Source organism: Williamsia sp. CHRR-6 (assembly GCF_018474015.1).
Classification (GTDB): Bacteria; Actinomycetota; Actinomycetes; order Mycobacteriales; family Mycobacteriaceae; genus Williamsia_A.
Window position 1 is genome coordinate 1 of record NZ_JAHCSG010000010.1, and the last position, 14,260, is coordinate 14,260.

At 67.0% G+C, this 14,260-nt stretch carries 12 protein-coding genes; 2 read left to right on the forward strand and 10 right to left on the reverse strand.

Annotated features, from left to right (window positions below):
- Positions 1–88: 88 nt before the first annotated feature.
- The 4 genes from KIK15_RS17945 to KIK15_RS17960 all read right to left on the reverse strand — a co-directional run bounded on the left by KIK15_RS17945 (position 89) and on the right by KIK15_RS17960 (position 5,979).
- The gene (locus tag KIK15_RS17945) at positions 89–3,334 is read right to left on the reverse strand and encodes an ABC transporter ATP-binding protein (protein WP_214246206.1); all 3,246 of its coding nucleotides are present in this window, start codon (positions 3,332–3,334) and stop codon (positions 89–91) included.
- A 76-nt stretch (positions 3,335–3,410) separates the two neighbouring features.
- Positions 3,411–4,619, reverse strand: coding sequence for an endonuclease/exonuclease/phosphatase family protein (locus tag KIK15_RS17950; RefSeq protein ID WP_214246208.1), 1,209 nt, complete (start codon positions 4,617–4,619; stop codon positions 3,411–3,413).
- Positions 4,583–4,888: a Dabb family protein gene (locus KIK15_RS17955; protein WP_214246210.1), complete on the reverse strand. Its 306-nt coding sequence runs from the start codon at positions 4,886–4,888 to the stop codon at positions 4,583–4,585. Before KIK15_RS17955 ends, KIK15_RS17950 begins: the two co-directional genes overlap by 37 nt.
- Positions 4,889–4,971: 83 nt before the next feature.
- Positions 4,972–5,979, reverse strand: coding sequence for an alcohol dehydrogenase catalytic domain-containing protein (locus tag KIK15_RS17960; protein ID WP_214246212.1), 1,008 nt, complete (start codon positions 5,977–5,979; stop codon positions 4,972–4,974).
- Between the two features lie 129 nt (positions 5,980–6,108).
- Between KIK15_RS17960 and KIK15_RS17965 the strand changes: the two genes are divergently transcribed.
- On the forward strand, positions 6,109–6,405 hold the full coding sequence (locus tag KIK15_RS17965) for a DUF503 domain-containing protein (RefSeq protein ID WP_214246214.1): 297 nt from the start codon (positions 6,109–6,111) through the stop codon (positions 6,403–6,405).
- A gap of 16 nt (positions 6,406–6,421) precedes the next feature.
- Here the strand turns inward: KIK15_RS17965 and KIK15_RS17970 are convergent, their stop codons facing one another.
- Together KIK15_RS17970 and KIK15_RS17975 are read right to left on the reverse strand one after the other, a co-directional pair.
- Complete coding sequence (locus KIK15_RS17970; protein ID WP_214246216.1) at positions 6,422–6,895, reverse strand: OsmC family protein; 474 nt, start codon at positions 6,893–6,895, stop codon at positions 6,422–6,424.
- Positions 6,896–7,031: 136 nt separating this feature from the next.
- Entirely contained in the window at positions 7,032–8,579 is a 1,548-nt protein-coding gene (locus KIK15_RS17975; protein WP_214246218.1) for a carboxylesterase/lipase family protein, read from the reverse strand.
- Between the two features lie 65 nt (positions 8,580–8,644).
- On the opposite strand from KIK15_RS17975, the gene KIK15_RS17980 reads away from it, so the two are divergent.
- On the forward strand, positions 8,645–9,892 hold the full coding sequence (locus tag KIK15_RS17980; protein ID WP_214246220.1) for a GNAT family N-acetyltransferase: 1,248 nt from the start codon (positions 8,645–8,647) through the stop codon (positions 9,890–9,892).
- A gap of 16 nt (positions 9,893–9,908) precedes the next feature.
- On the opposite strand, the gene KIK15_RS17985 is transcribed toward KIK15_RS17980, so the two are convergent.
- The 4 genes from KIK15_RS17985 to KIK15_RS18000 are packed head-to-tail and all read right to left on the reverse strand — an operon-like array spanning position 9,909 to position 14,219.
- Positions 9,909–10,880: an aldo/keto reductase gene (locus tag KIK15_RS17985; RefSeq protein WP_214246222.1), complete on the reverse strand. Its 972-nt coding sequence runs from the start codon at positions 10,878–10,880 to the stop codon at positions 9,909–9,911.
- Positions 10,881–10,931: 51 nt separating this feature from the next.
- The gene (locus tag KIK15_RS17990) at positions 10,932–13,313 is read right to left on the reverse strand and encodes an excinuclease ABC subunit UvrA (RefSeq protein WP_214246224.1); all 2,382 of its coding nucleotides are present in this window, start codon (positions 13,311–13,313) and stop codon (positions 10,932–10,934) included.
- A 49-nt stretch (positions 13,314–13,362) separates the two neighbouring features.
- Positions 13,363–13,773 carry a VOC family protein gene (locus KIK15_RS17995; protein ID WP_214246226.1) on the reverse strand — a complete coding sequence of 137 codons (411 nt, stop codon included), beginning with the start codon at positions 13,771–13,773 and terminating at the stop codon, positions 13,363–13,365.
- Positions 13,770–14,219 carry a helix-turn-helix transcriptional regulator gene (locus tag KIK15_RS18000; protein WP_214246228.1) on the reverse strand — a complete coding sequence of 150 codons (450 nt, stop codon included), beginning with the start codon at positions 14,217–14,219 and terminating at the stop codon, positions 13,770–13,772. Before KIK15_RS18000 ends, KIK15_RS17995 begins: the two co-directional genes overlap by 4 nt.
- Positions 14,220–14,260 lie beyond the last annotated feature (41 nt).

Genomic DNA, 14,260 nt, shown 5'->3' on the forward strand with positions numbered 1-14,260 from the left:
TATGCCAAGTCGTTGTCCGATGATCCACCCCGTGACCGGCCACGGACGTCGGCGGACGGGCCCGATTTGACCGGTGACCAGGTACCCATCACTGTGATCGATCATGGCCGCTCCCCCGCACATCGTCGGGACGCAGTCGGGCGTCATCGATGGCCTGGTCGATGGCTCGATCCAGATGGTCGAGTCGGATGTTGTCGGCAAACGTCCCCGACAGCACCCGCGGAACCTGGGCCACGTAAGCCACCCGTCCCGGCCGCAGGAAGGTCTGCGGATCAGCCACCGGCTCACCGTTCCACCGCACCGACCCGGTATGGTGCACCACCCCGCACAGCGCGGCGATCAAGCTCGACTTGCCCGAACCGACCTGCCCCAGCAGCAACACCAACTCGCCTGCCCGCACGGTCAGGTCGACATCGCTGACACCGACGGTGCCGTCGGGATGGATGGCCGACACCGAGTACAACCGCAACTCGCGCAACGTGTCTCGCGTCGCCGGCTTTGGCGACGGTGACGTTCCCGACACCAGGTCGACCCCGGCGGGCAGCGTCATGAGGTCGCCGCCGCCGGCGAACCGGCTGGTGGCCGACTGCCACGACCGTGTGCCCGGTGCGTTGATCACCACCTGCCCGGCAACCCGACCGAAGTAGCCGAAGCCGGTGATGGCCCCGGACACCAACAGGGCCGTGGACAGATCCCACCCGCCACCGAGGAAGATGCCCCAGGCCGCGATGGTTCCCGCCTGCACCACCAGCTGCGGGACACCGGCCAGGACGGCCTGCACGCGGTGTTCGAGGATGGCCGCGTCCACCCGGCCGGCGTCCACCCGCCCGAGGTGTGCCCGTACCGCGGGGGTCGCTGCTGCCAGCTTGACCGTGCGCGCACCCTCGAGCATCGACACCAGCGACCGACCGAACGCGGCCCGGGTGGCCGCGGCGACGGTGGCCGAGCGTCCGGCGATGGGCCGCCCGATGGCCGAGGCAGCCGCAGCGATGGCAGGGACCGCCATGAGGATCACCGCGACCAACGGGTTCCACGTCACCGCGAGTGCGATGACCAGGACGATGATGCCGTTGATCACGTCGATCCACTGATCGGCGTACCGGGGGAACCGGTCGGCGTCGAGGGTGCGAGCCACCACCTCACCCGGCGGTGTGGCCGCGAGGCGGTGTTGCTCGGTCTGGGCCGCCAGCACCGAAGTGCGCACCCGCAACAGCACTTCCACCCACCAGCGCGGGAACCGACGCACCGCGATCGCCAACGAGATGGGACCGATCATGATGCAGATCACCAGCGCGACGGTGAGCGCCACCGGCGTGGTGCCGGCGTCGAGGTTTTCGACGATCTTGCCCCACAACAGGTTCGTGATGAGCCCCACCGCACCACCGAGCGAGCTCACCAGAAACAGTGCCGACGACAACAGACACCACTGCGGCATGAGCAGCAGCATCCGCACCACCCCACGGGTCAGTGAGATCCCCGGACCGATCTGCGGCACCGGTGGCGCGGTGCCCGTGCGTCGCCGGCCACCCAGGGCGGTCGAGCCGGAACCGGCGACCGCCACCTCGGTGGCCGTGGCAGCGTCGGGATGGTGCTCACCGACGGCTGCATCGAGCAGTCGCCGGTAGGCGCCGGGACGACGCTCGAGTTCGGCGCGCGGACCCTGATCGACCACTCGACCCGAGTCCAGGATCGCCACCAGGTCTGCTCGTGCCACCGTCGAGAGCCGATGCGCCACGAGCACCCCGGTGCGGCCCCGCAGCAGACGGTCCGCGGCGTGGACCACGCGCGCCTCGGTCAGCGGATCCATCCGAGCGGTTGCCTCGTCGAGCACCACCACCGACACGTCTCGCACCAACAGGCGGGCGAACGCGACCAGCTGTTCTTCGCCTGCCGACAGCCGAGTGCCCCCGGGGCCCAGTTGGGTGTCGAGGCCGTCGGGTAATCCGTCCACCCAGTCCTGCAGGTCCAGTTCGGCCACGGCGGCCGCGATGTTCTCGCGGGGCACCTCGGCGAAGATGGCGATGTTCTCGGCCAGGGTGCCGGCCAAGATCTCGGTGCGTTGGGTGACCACACCCACTGCCGAGCGCAACGCGTTGATGTCGAGCTCACACACGTCGACGCCACCGAGGAACACCGATCCCGGCTCGGGTTCCACCGCCCGGGAGATCAGCGAGGCCAATGTCGACTTACCCGAGCCGGTGCGTCCTACCAACGCGCACGTCTGCCCGGCTGGGATCTCCAAATCGATGTCGGCGAGGGCGAATACACCTTCCTGGTAGGCGAAGTGCAGTCCACGGAACTCCAGGGTGAGCGGTCCGCTGCCGACCGCCAGGCCGCCCTGTGGCTCCGACTGGGCCGCCAACAGCCCCCGCAGCCGGAGCACTGCTCCCATCCCGGCCTGCAGATCGGGCAGGAACCGCGTCAGCTGCGCCACCTGGCCGGCAAACGTGGTGGTCACCAAGAACAGCGTGACCACCGCGGCAGTGCTCAGCGAACCCGCGGCGACGAACACCACGCCACCGACAGCGACGAGGATCAGCAGCCCGTGCAGCAGCAGACCGGTGCGAAGCACCATCTGGCTCTGCACGGTCACCACCAGGTCGAACAGCTGATGGATGCGTCCGGCGAGTTCGCTGTTGCGGCGCAGCAGGTAGGCGCGCCCGAGGCTGGCGCGCAGGTCGTCGCGAGCCGCTATCCCCTCCTCAAGCGCAGCGGCGTGATCGGTCCAGGCGATCTCTTCGTCCACCTTGCGCCGAGACAACTCGGGCAGCAACGAGCGCACCGAGACGAAGACCAGTGCGGCCACCACCGGGAACAGAATCCATGCCGGCCACCAGGTCAGACCGGCCACCACCCACATCGGCAGGGTGGCGAACGCGGTACGCATCGACTCCCACAGTTGTTGGCGGACAAGCAGTCCCACTTCGCGGCCGTCGTCGTCCACCCGGTCGAGCACCTCGCCCACCGCCTGCTCCCCCAGCGCCTGCAACGGCTGATCGAGTGCGGCGGTCAACAGGTCCGACCGCAACCGGCCCTCGGCTCGGTCGGCGATCACCGACCAGACGGTCCGGCCGATGGTGTCGAGTGCAACAGAGCCGAGCAAACAGACAGCCAACGCGAGAACCGCTGCCCCACTGGGACCGGTGGCGATGTGCCCGACGATCACGGTGGCGACGGCCGCCAGGATCGCGGCCACGAACGCCGTGATGATGGCGAGGGTGGCCTGCGGGCCGGCGAGTCGCGCCAGGGTCACGGTGCGGTCGTAGCTCGCCGGTGCGCGCAGGGTGGGTGCGTGGGCGTTGGTCAGATCGGGGTTCAGCGCAGTCGACGTCATCGTTTTGCAACGCTACGCAATGGACGGACCCACCGTCACCTTCATTTTCGGCGGGCAGCAACGCCCGACCGCCACGTCAGGCGGTACCGAGTTCCAGGTCGACGATCACCGGCGCATGGTCACTGGCGGGCGCCTCGCCGTGCGGTGGCGTGATCTTGTGTGGGTCCCGGGCGCGGAAATGCCCAGAGGCGTACACCCGATCACTGTTGGCCGGTGCGCCGCGGGTGGCCTCGGCGAGCGTGATGTCGGCGAAAAGCTGATGCTCGCGGTCGAATTCGGCCGATCCGTCGCGCACGTTGAAGTCGGCTCCCAGGATGGTCGGTCCCGCCCATGTCGGGATGGTCGCGACCACCGGCACCAGCTGGTGAGTTTGTTCGTCCACACCCGACCGCGGCGAGCTGAAGTGTCCGGAGATGACCCGGATGTGGTTGCCCTTGGGCGTGCGGACCATCACATCGGTCGCGCCGCGCGGCTGATACTCCGGGGTGCCACCGAACGGAGTCCACGTAGTGTTCCACCGTGGCCCCACCACCCCGGCCCACGTGTCGGCGATCGAGCGGAACCGCCGGCCGGTGTGGTCGCCGAACGCGTCTCCGATCCGCAGCCCCCGAGCGTCGGTGATGGCGATGTCACCGAAAGTCATCACGCCGGTACCCTCGCGGCGACCGTAGATCTTCTCGGTGATCGGCGTCATCACTGCTCCGGTCGGCCGCAGTCGGCGAGCGAGCTGAGCGAGGGTGTCGGTGAAGGTCGACCGCAGCGCGAAGTGGTCGAGTTCCTGCAGCAGCACGATGTCGGGTCGCGCCGACCCGATGACCTCGGCGAGGTGATCGAGCGTCTTCGGTGTCGCGACAAAGGCTTTGGGTCCACCCATGCCGCCGTGCACGTTGTACTCCATCACCCGCAACGTCTCGCCTGCCACCGCGCCGTCGATGTCGGTCGGACGCAGATGGGCACCACGTACGTCACCGGTGGGCGTGTACGCGATCGCCGAGACCAGCCCCGCGACCGCGGCAGGTCTGGTGCCCACACCGATCACCCTGCCGATCGCCGCGCCTGCGGCGGCACCGATCACCCCGGGGACGAGGCGATCTCGGATCACGGCACCGGTGGCGTCGACGAATCCGGGCGCGTGGATGCGTGCGTGCAATCTCGGCAACGCCAGCCCGGGACCGACGGCGGCACCGGCGACCGAATGGAACGCGCGATCGACGGTCAACGACGATGCGGTGTTCTCCTCGGCCGACATCAGATCTCGAACTGCACTCGGCTGATGGATCGGCACACCTCGACGATGCGCGCGCGATGATCGTTGTGCTCGGGGTCGGTGTCGTAGCCGCGGTAGGCCTCGGCGTCGGCCCAGTCGTTGGTGATCGCGAAATCCCAGCCGCCGTCACGTAGTCGGAGATCACGGCCGACATGGTTGCCCAGTTGCCCTGGCAGCTCCAGCGCGGCGATGCCGGCCAGTCCGGCATCGAGCTCGGCTTCGTCGCGGGCGCGCTGCGCGTCGTCGGCGGGCTCGCGCAGTCGCCCGGTCACCACGTTGCGGATCATGACCCGATTATGCCCAGCCGACGCCGCGGCAGGCACCCACCGGCATCGCCGGACACCTGTCGCGATCGGATGCGCTCGGGCTCTCAGGGTCGGATGACGGTGACGCCGCCGGCACCGGCACCGGGACGGCCCAGGTCGGCTAGGCGGGCGGGAACCTCTGCGAGAGTGATGATCTCGCGCACCAGTGACGCAGGGGCCAGACGACCGTCGGCGATCTCGGCGAGCATCGCCGGGTAGGTGTGTGCCGCCATCCCGTGGCTGCCGAGAACTTGTAACTCACGGGCCACCACCTCGGCCATCGGCACCTGCGGGTTGCTGTCGGCGCCGAGCAGCCCCACCTGGATGTGTCGGCCGCGTGGACGTAGGCACCGTAGCGAGGCTCGCATGGTCTGCGCCGCGCCGAAGGCATCGATGGAGACGTCCATGTCGGCCACCTCCTCGGCGGTCGAACAGACGGTGTGCGCACCGACGGTGAGCGCCATCTCACGACTGGCCGCAGACGGGTCGACACCGATCACCACGGCACCCCGCGCCACGGCGATCATCACCGCAGACAGCCCCACGCCGCCACAGCCGTGGACGGCGACACGGTCACCTGCCGACACCGCCGCCACCTGCACCACCGCGCGGTAGGCGGTTGCGAACCGACATCCCAGGGCTGCTGCGGTGTCGAAGTCGACGGCATCGGGCAACTCCACGAGGTTGACGTCGGCGTGATCGAGGGCCACCCGCTCGGCGAACGAGCCGGCGTGGGTGAAGCCGGGTTGAGTCTGGCGCAGACACACCTGCTGATCGCCGCGTCGACAGGGCTCACACTCGCCACAGGCGCACACGAAGGGCACGGTGACACGTTGTCCGACCCGCCACCGACGCACCTGCGCGCCCACCTCGACGACGCGCCCGGCCAGCTCATGACCGGGAACGTTCGGCAACGGGATGTCGGGGTCGTGGCCCATCCACCCGTGCCAGTCACTGCGGCACAGACCGGTCGCGGCCACGTCCACCACCACTCCGTGCGGCGCGCACACCGGTGGGTCGACATCGCGCACCGACAGCGGGCCACCGAAGTCGTCGTAGACCACCGCCCGCATCACCCTGCGTCTCTCGTGTGCATGCGTCCATTCTGCGCGGACGCGATCACTCTGCGGACGCGACCACTCCGGTGGCGCGGGCGGTGGGTGTCGACAGCTGGTCTGCACAGCTGACCTAGGGTGGTGGCGATGTGGATCGGATGGATCGAGTTCGACTTCCTGCTCGGCGACGTGCACTCACTCAAGGAGAAGCGGTCGGTGGTGCGGCCGATCGTCGCTGAGCTCACCCGCAAGTATGCGGTCAGTGCCGCCGAGGTCGATCACACCGACCTGTATCGGCGGGCCGGGATCGGGGCGTCGCTCGTCGCCGCCGATCAGGGGCACATCACCGAAATCCTGGACAAGCTGGAACGTTTCGCAGCAGCTCGCCCCGAGGTGCACCTGGTGTCGGTGCGGCGCAGGGTGATTCGCGCCGACGAGATCTGACGGCGCCGCCGTCGGGTCAGCTCAGCGGCGCGTTGGTCCAGACGTTGTCGAACTCGAGCCCGCTGCGGACGAAGAGCTGGGTGACCGGGCAGCGACGCTCGACCTCGGAGACGAAGGTGGCGAACGCTTCGTCGTCGGCATCGGTCTGCACGGTGGCACGCACCGCGACCTTCTCGAAGTTGGCGTTGCCGTCTTCGCCCTTGACCAGGACCAGCGTGTCGAGGTCCCCCTGCACGCTGAAGGTGAACTCGCCCAGCGTGATCCCGAGGTCTTTGGCCACCAGCGACGCGGTCACCTGGTTGCACGAGGTCAGTGCGCCCAGGGCATAGAACAACGGGCTGGGGGCCTCGTCCTTACCGCCGAAGGCCGGGTAGGCGTCGGTCTGGAACACGTGCTTCTTGTCGCCTTGAGTGGTCAACTCTTGTGCCACCCCGGTTCCGGATGCCTCGATGACGAAGGGGACGACGCTGGCACGGATGGTCGATGTCATGGGTGACTCCTCACAGGGGGCGGTGTATAGCTGCATTCAGTGTTCGGAGCCCGACGGTCCACCGGTGCGTTTGCACCCGCCCTGATCGCAACCCCGGCTTCGGGAATAAAGCCCGGGCGCAGTCATCCACCGCGCGTCAGGGGAAACTCAGCACCTCATCACCCCACGCCATCCGGATGTCGCCGTCGAGATCCTCGTGTAGTCGGTCGCGGTCGTCGATGACCAAGGTGTGCCGCCGGGTGGTCTCATACGGCGGCCATTGCGGTGCACCCGACCCCGCGTCAGGGGTACCTGCGGTGGCGAATCCCAGCCAGCGCCGCTGCATGCGAGCCGACACCGCCTCCCCGGTGGACCGACCACCGAGCATGAACGTGGGATCGAGTTTGTTGCCCTTGAGGTTGCCCCACAGGTACGAGAGTTCGGTGGCGTGGGTGGCCCCGATCCGCACCATCCGGAAAAACGGTGTAGCCCAGTCGAACCGGTACAGGTAGACCGGTGCGATGCGGCTGTGACCCTCGGCCAGCCACACCGTGGGCATCCGGAAACCGATGTCCCGTGCCACCGCCAGCCCGCGCGCCTTGTCGCCCACACCGTCGTAGGCGGCATAGATCTCGTCCTCCGGCGGCACCGACAGCTCGGGACGTTCCACGGCGATCCGGTCGAACATGGAACGGATGGCGTCGCCGGTGATGGGGATCAAGGGCGAACGCATCAGCTTGAACAGGTTCGCCTCGTCCTTGTTGGTGCCGATCAGCAGCGGGATGGGATGGGCCTGTCCGCGCCGGAACGTCTCCACCGGATAGTCCGGGACCAGCTCACCGTCGACCGCCGGCGCGAAGGCCAACGTCCCCGGCGCAGTGGTCGGGATGTGATCGAACAGTGCGAAGGTTGCGCGCGTGATCTCATCGGTGGGCAGCTCTCGCAGCCGGTGGACCTCCTCGAGAGCAACTCCGGTCTCGTCGAGGAACAGCTCAGCCACCCGACGACCACGGACCGAGTCGTACACCGATGTCGCGGGTGAACTCTGCGCGATCGCCCGATGGAACAGGCCCTGCGCCGAGGGCACCGTCATCAGCGTGGTCACGATTCCGCCGCCGGCCGATTCGCCGAAGAGGGTGACCGCTTCGGGATCGCCGCCGAACGCGGCGATGTTGTCGCGCACCCACTCCAGGGCCGCCACCACGTCCCGCAACGCGAGATTGCTGTCGAAGACATGCTCGTCGTCGGAGAAGGACGACAGGTCGAGGAACCCGAACGCGCCCAGCCGGTAGTTCACGGTGACCAGCACCACCTCGCCGCTCTCGACCAACGACCGACCGTCGTAGAGCGGTTGACTCGACGCCCCGAGCACATAGGCGCCGCCATGCACCCAGACCATCACCGGGCGCGTCTGTCCCGGCGGGATGGACGACGAGGCCCACACGTTGAGGCTCAGGCAGTCCTCACTCTTGGCCACCGAGTCCCCCAGCGGCATCACCGGAAGATCCGGTTGCGGCGCCGCCGGACCGAACGTGCGCACGTCGCGGACCCCTGACCACGGCGTCGGAGCCACCGGGGCCCGCCAACGCAGCGAACCCACCGGCGGGGCTGCGTACGGGATGCCCAACCACATGCGGGTGCCTTTGTCGTCGATCCCTCGAACCGCACCGGAGGCGGTGGTGACCGTCATAGCGTCGTCCGTCATCGCTCCAGTCTGCCGTCCCCGAAATTCGTTGGCGCCCGCAGTGACCGCGCCCATAGGTTTCTGCGATGGACATCACCGTGAAGACCTTTACTCCTACTTCGGCGGTACCCGCAGACCAACCCGACGCGGTCCACTGGCTCACCGCCGTCGCCGCCGGGTTCCAGGACACCGCGCCAAGCGACGAATCGATCGCTCTGCAACTGCGCGACGCCGCCGAGCTCGGGTTCCGGTTGCGCGGCGCCTACGACTCCGACACCGGGGGCGTGCGTGATGTCACCGACCCGGTCGCAACGTTGTTGAGTTGGGACACCACGGTGAACATCGGGGGACGTCTGACCGCGGTCAACGCGATCAGTGACGTCACCACCCGCGCCACCCACCGACGTCAGGGATTGCTGCGGAACCTGATGACCGCGGATCTGTCCGATGCCGCCGACCGAGGGATACCGCTAGCGGCACTGACCGTCAGCGAGGCGGGCATCTACCGCCGCTTCGGTTTCGGTCCGGCGGTGCAGACCGTCGAGGTCACCGTCCGTACCGATGCCTCGTTCGCCGTCACCACCCCGCGTATCGGGCGCATGGAAATCGTCGACCGTTCGGTTTATCTCTCCCACAGCGCCGCGTTGTTCGACCAGTTCCATTCCGGCACATCGGGCTCGGTGCAGCGCACCCCCGGCATGTCGCAGGTGCTGTCCGGGTTCGACCAATCGACCGGCAAGCCTGACCCCAAGGCTCGCCATGCTCTGCATCTCGCTCCAGACGGCACCGTCGACGGCGCGGTTGCGTGGTTCACCGAAGGCGACGAGAAGGTCCGTCTCTACGACCTGATCGCACCTGATCCCGCTGTGTCGGTTCAGATCTGGGACCTCTTGGGCAGCCTCGACCTCATCCGCTCGGTGTCATCACGTCGCATCCGGGTGGACGACCCAGTGCGTTACGCGCTGGCCGAGCCCGACGTCTATCAGGTGCAAGGTCGACGAGACTTCCTGTGGCTGCGGGTACTCGACGTACCCACGGTCATGACCGCACGCAGATACCTGATGGACGACGACATCGTGATCGAAGTGGTCGACGACCTCGGTTTCGCCGCAGGCGTGTACCAGCTGCGCACCCGTGACGGTCTGGCGTCGGTCACCCGCACCGCAGATGCCCCCGAGGTGACGATGGATGTGGCTGCACTGGGGTCCATCCTGCTCGGCGGCGTCTCGGTCACCACCATCGCTGCCGCCGGTCACATCCGCGGACCGGCGCTGCACCGGCTGGCTCGGCTGATGCTGACGCCACACGCGCCCGCATCGATCACGCCGTTTTGAGCACTCCTGTTTCGGCTCAGACGAATCCGACGATGGGACGCGGCGCGTAGCGCTCTTCCAGCGCGGCCTGCTCGGTGGTGGTCAGGTGCACGTCGAGAGCCGCGACGGCGTCGTCGATGTGCGCCGTGGAGCCGGCACCGATGATCGGCGCGCTCACGACGGCCTTGTCCAACACCCACGACAGCGCGACCTGGGCGCGCGGGATCCCGCGCTGCGCTGCCATCTGAGACACCGCGTCCACGATGTGGCGATCGTCCTCGGCATACAGCGTGGCGCCGAACTCGTCGGTGGAGCTGCGTGAGGTGGTGGTCCCCCAGTCACGCGTCAGCCGGCCGCGGGCCAGTGGGCGCCATGGGATGACTCCCACACCCTGGTCGGCGCACAGCGGGTGCATCTCGCGTTCCTCCTCACGGTAGAGCAGGTTGTAGTGATCCTGCATGGAGATGAACGTCGTCCAGCCGTGCATCTGCGCGACGTGTTGAGCCTTGGCGAACTGCCAGGCGTACATCGACGACGCCCCGATGTAGCGGGCCTTGCCCGCCTTGACCACGTCGTGCAGCGCCTCCATCGTCTCCTCGATCGGCGTGGTCGGATCCCACCGGTGGATCTGATAGAGGTCGACGTAGTCGGTACCCAGACGCGCCAAGCTGGCGTCGATCTCGGCGAATATCGCTTTGCGCGACAGCCCGGTCTCGGCAGGCGTGGGTCGACCGTTGAAGAACACCTTGGTGGCCAACACGATCTCGTCGCGTCGCGCCAGGTCCTTCAACGCCCGACCGACGATCTCTTCACTCGATCCAGCCGAGTACGAGTTGGCGGTGTCGAAGAACGTGATCCCGGATTCCAACGCGTGCGCCAGGATGGGCCGCGATGTGTCTTCCGACAGCGTCCAGGCATGGTTTCCACGATTCGGCTCGCCGAACGTCATGCAGCCCAAACAGATTCGTGATACCCGTAGCCCCGATGACCCCAGGTTGGTGTATTGCATACGCGCTGCCCTCTCGCATCGGTCGGTATCGATCGCGACGATGCGCCGGGCTCACCCCGCGACGTAGTCGGCGAGGTGACGGCCGGTAACCGTCGCCCTCGATGCTACGAGCGCAGCGGGGGTGCCCTCGAAGACCACCCGTCCACCGTCGTGGCCGGCACCAGGTCCCAGGTCGATGATCCAGTCGGCGTGCGCCATCACGGCCTGGTGGTGCTCGATCACGATCACCGAGGCACCGCCGTCGACCAACCGGTCGAGCAGCGCCAGCAGGTTGTCCACGTCGGCCAGATGTAGACCCGAGGTCGGCTCATCGAGGACGTACACCGAACCCTTGCCCGCCATCTGGGTGGCCAACTTGATGCGCTGGCGTTCGCCACCGGAGAGCGTGCTCAGCGGCTGACCCAACGTCAGATACCCCAGCCCGACATCGATGAATCGACGCAGGATGGTGGCGGCAGCCGGAGTCTTGGCTGCACCGTCAGCGAAGAAGGCCTCCGCGTCGAGCGCCGACAGCGCCAGCACCTCGGCGATGTTGCGGCCACCGAGGGTGTACTCGAGGACCGACTCCTGAAATCGCTTGCCGCTGCAGTCATCACATGTCGACTCCACCGTCGCCATGACGCCGAGCTCGGTCACGATGACACCGGAACCGTTGCAGGTCGGACATGCTCCCTCGGAGTTGGAGCTGAACAGTGCCGGTTTCACCCCGTTGGCTTTGGCGAAGGCTTTGCGGATCGGGTCGAGCAGGCCGGTGTAGGTGGCGGGATTGCTGCGGCGCGAACCCTTGATCGCCCCCTGGTCGACTACGACCACCGAGTCGCGTCCGGCGACCGAGCCGTGGATGAGTGAACTCTTGCCTGATCCGGCGACCCCGGTGATCACACACAGCACCCCCAGCGGCAGATCGACGTCGACAGCGCGCAGGTTGTGTGCGTCGGCGCCCCGGATCTCGATGTAGCCGTTGGGTTGTCGCACCGATTCCTTGATTTCGGCCCGGTCGTCGAGATGGCGGCCGGTGATGGTGTCGCTCGCCCGCAAGCCGGCCACGGTGCCCTCGAAGCACACCGATCCACCGGCAGCGCCGGCACCTGGACCCAGGTCGACGATGTGGTCGGCGATGGCGATGGTCTCCGGCTTGTGCTCCACCACCAAAACCGTGTTCCCTTTGTCGCGCAACGCCAACAGCAGCGTGTTCATCCTGGCGATGTCGTGAGGGTGTAGCCCGACAGTGGGCTCGTCGAAGACATAGGTCACGTCGGTCAGCGCCGATCCGAGGTGCCGGATCATTTTGGTGCGCTGCGATTCTCCACCCGACAGGGTGCCCGACGGGCGATCCAGGGACAGGTAACCCAGACCGATCTCGATGAACGAGTCCATCAGGTGTTGCAGTCCGGCAAGCAGCGGCGCCACCGACGGCTCGTCAAGGTCGCGGATCCACTGCGCGAGGTCGGTGATCTGCATGGCACACAGCTGCGCGATGTTCTTGCCGCTGATCCGTGAGCCCAGAGCCGCTGCGGTCAAACGGGTTCCGTCGCACTCTGGACAGGTCTGGAAGGTGATGACCCGCTCGACGAACGCCCGGATGTGGGGCTGCATCGCCTCGACGTCCTTGGACAACATCGACTTCTGAATCTTGGGTATCACCCCTTCGAAGGTCAGGTTGATGCCCTCGACTTTGATCTTTGTCGGCTCCTTGTAGAGCAGATCGTCACGTTCTCGCTTGGTGTACTTCTTGATCGGTTTGTCCATGTCGAAACCGAAGCCCGCGAAGATCCGCCCGTACCAGCCGTCCATGCTGTAGCCGGGCACCATCAGCGCACCTTCGCTCAGCGACTTGTTCTCGTCGTACAGCGCGGTCAGATCGAAGTCGCTGACGGACCCGGTTCCCTCACACCGCGGGCACATGCCACCGAGGTAGACCGCCTTCTTCACCACGTTCTTCTGCACCCGCCCCGACGCCTTCTCGGTGCTCATGACGCCACTCGCGGTACGGGTGGGCACGTTGAACGAGTAGGCGGTCGGCGGCCCGAGCTGCGGGGTGGCCAAGCGGCTGAACAGGATTCGCAACATCGCGTTCGCGTCGGTCGCGGTGCCGACGGTAGACCGCGGATTGGCACCCATCCGTTCCTGATCGACGATGATCGCGGTGGTGAGTCCATCGAGGTGGTCGACGTCAGGTCGCGCGAGTGACGGCATGAACCCCTGCAAGAAGGCGCTGTAGGTTTCGTTGATCATCCGTTGCGACTCAGCGGCGATGGTGGCGAACACCAACGAGCTCTTGCCCGATCCCGACACTCCGGTGAACACGGTGAGTCGACGCTTGGGCAACTCGACGTCCACTCCGGTGAGGTTGTTCTCGCGCGCGCCCTGCACCCGGATGACGTCGTGGGTGTCGGCGATGTGGCGCTGCTGCGGCGCCCGCGTAGTGGCCATGTCAGAACGTCTCCTCGTCTCCCACCGCCGTACTACGCGGGCCGGGCTCTCAGCTGAACTGTTGGATGCGGATCAGGTTGCCCGACGGGTCTCGAATCGCGCAGTCGCGCACACCGTAGGGCTGATCGGTCGGCTCCTGCACGATCTCGGCGTTCGCCGCGCAAATCTGTTCGAAGACCGCGTCGAGATCAGCCGTGGCCAGCAATACGCGGCCGAACGTGCCCTTCGCCATCATCTCGGTGATGACGATGCGCTCGTCCTCGGTGATGCCAGGATCAGCGGCGGGCGGCTGCAACACGATGGCGGTGTCAGGCTGTCCGGGTGGTCCAATGGTCAGCCACCGCATGCCGTTGTACCCGACGTCTTTTCGGACCTCGAAACCGAGGACGTCACGGTAGAACACCAACGATGCCTCAGCGTCGGTGTGCGGAAGGAAACTGGAATGGATGGTCATGTTCATGGCGTCGACGGTAGAGCGCACCCCGTGGCCGATGCTTCTCGATTCCTGACCGGTCTGGTCACCTGTTTGGCCACACAGGGTGGCATGGCAAGGCCAGCACGGTCACCCTGAGCGCGGTAGACGCTCGGGGGCATCCCGACGAGCTCGCGGAAACGGGTACTGAAGGTACCCAGCGACGAACAACCCACCGCGTAACACACCTCGGTGACACCTTGGTCACCGTGCGCGAGCAGCGCCATCGCGCGTTCAATCCGGCGGGTCATCAGGTAGGAGTACGGCGACTCACCATAGGCGCGCTTGAACTCGCGGCTCAGGTGACCGGCCGACATGTGGACGCCGCTCGCCAGTGCCGTGACGTCGAGTGGCTGGGCGAACTCACGATCGATCCGGTCTCGAACGCGACGCAGCCGAGCCAGATCGCGTAGGCGGTTGGACGGTTCGCTCACGCCTGAATCCTGCCACGACGTGGCGGGGGCGAGTCACAATT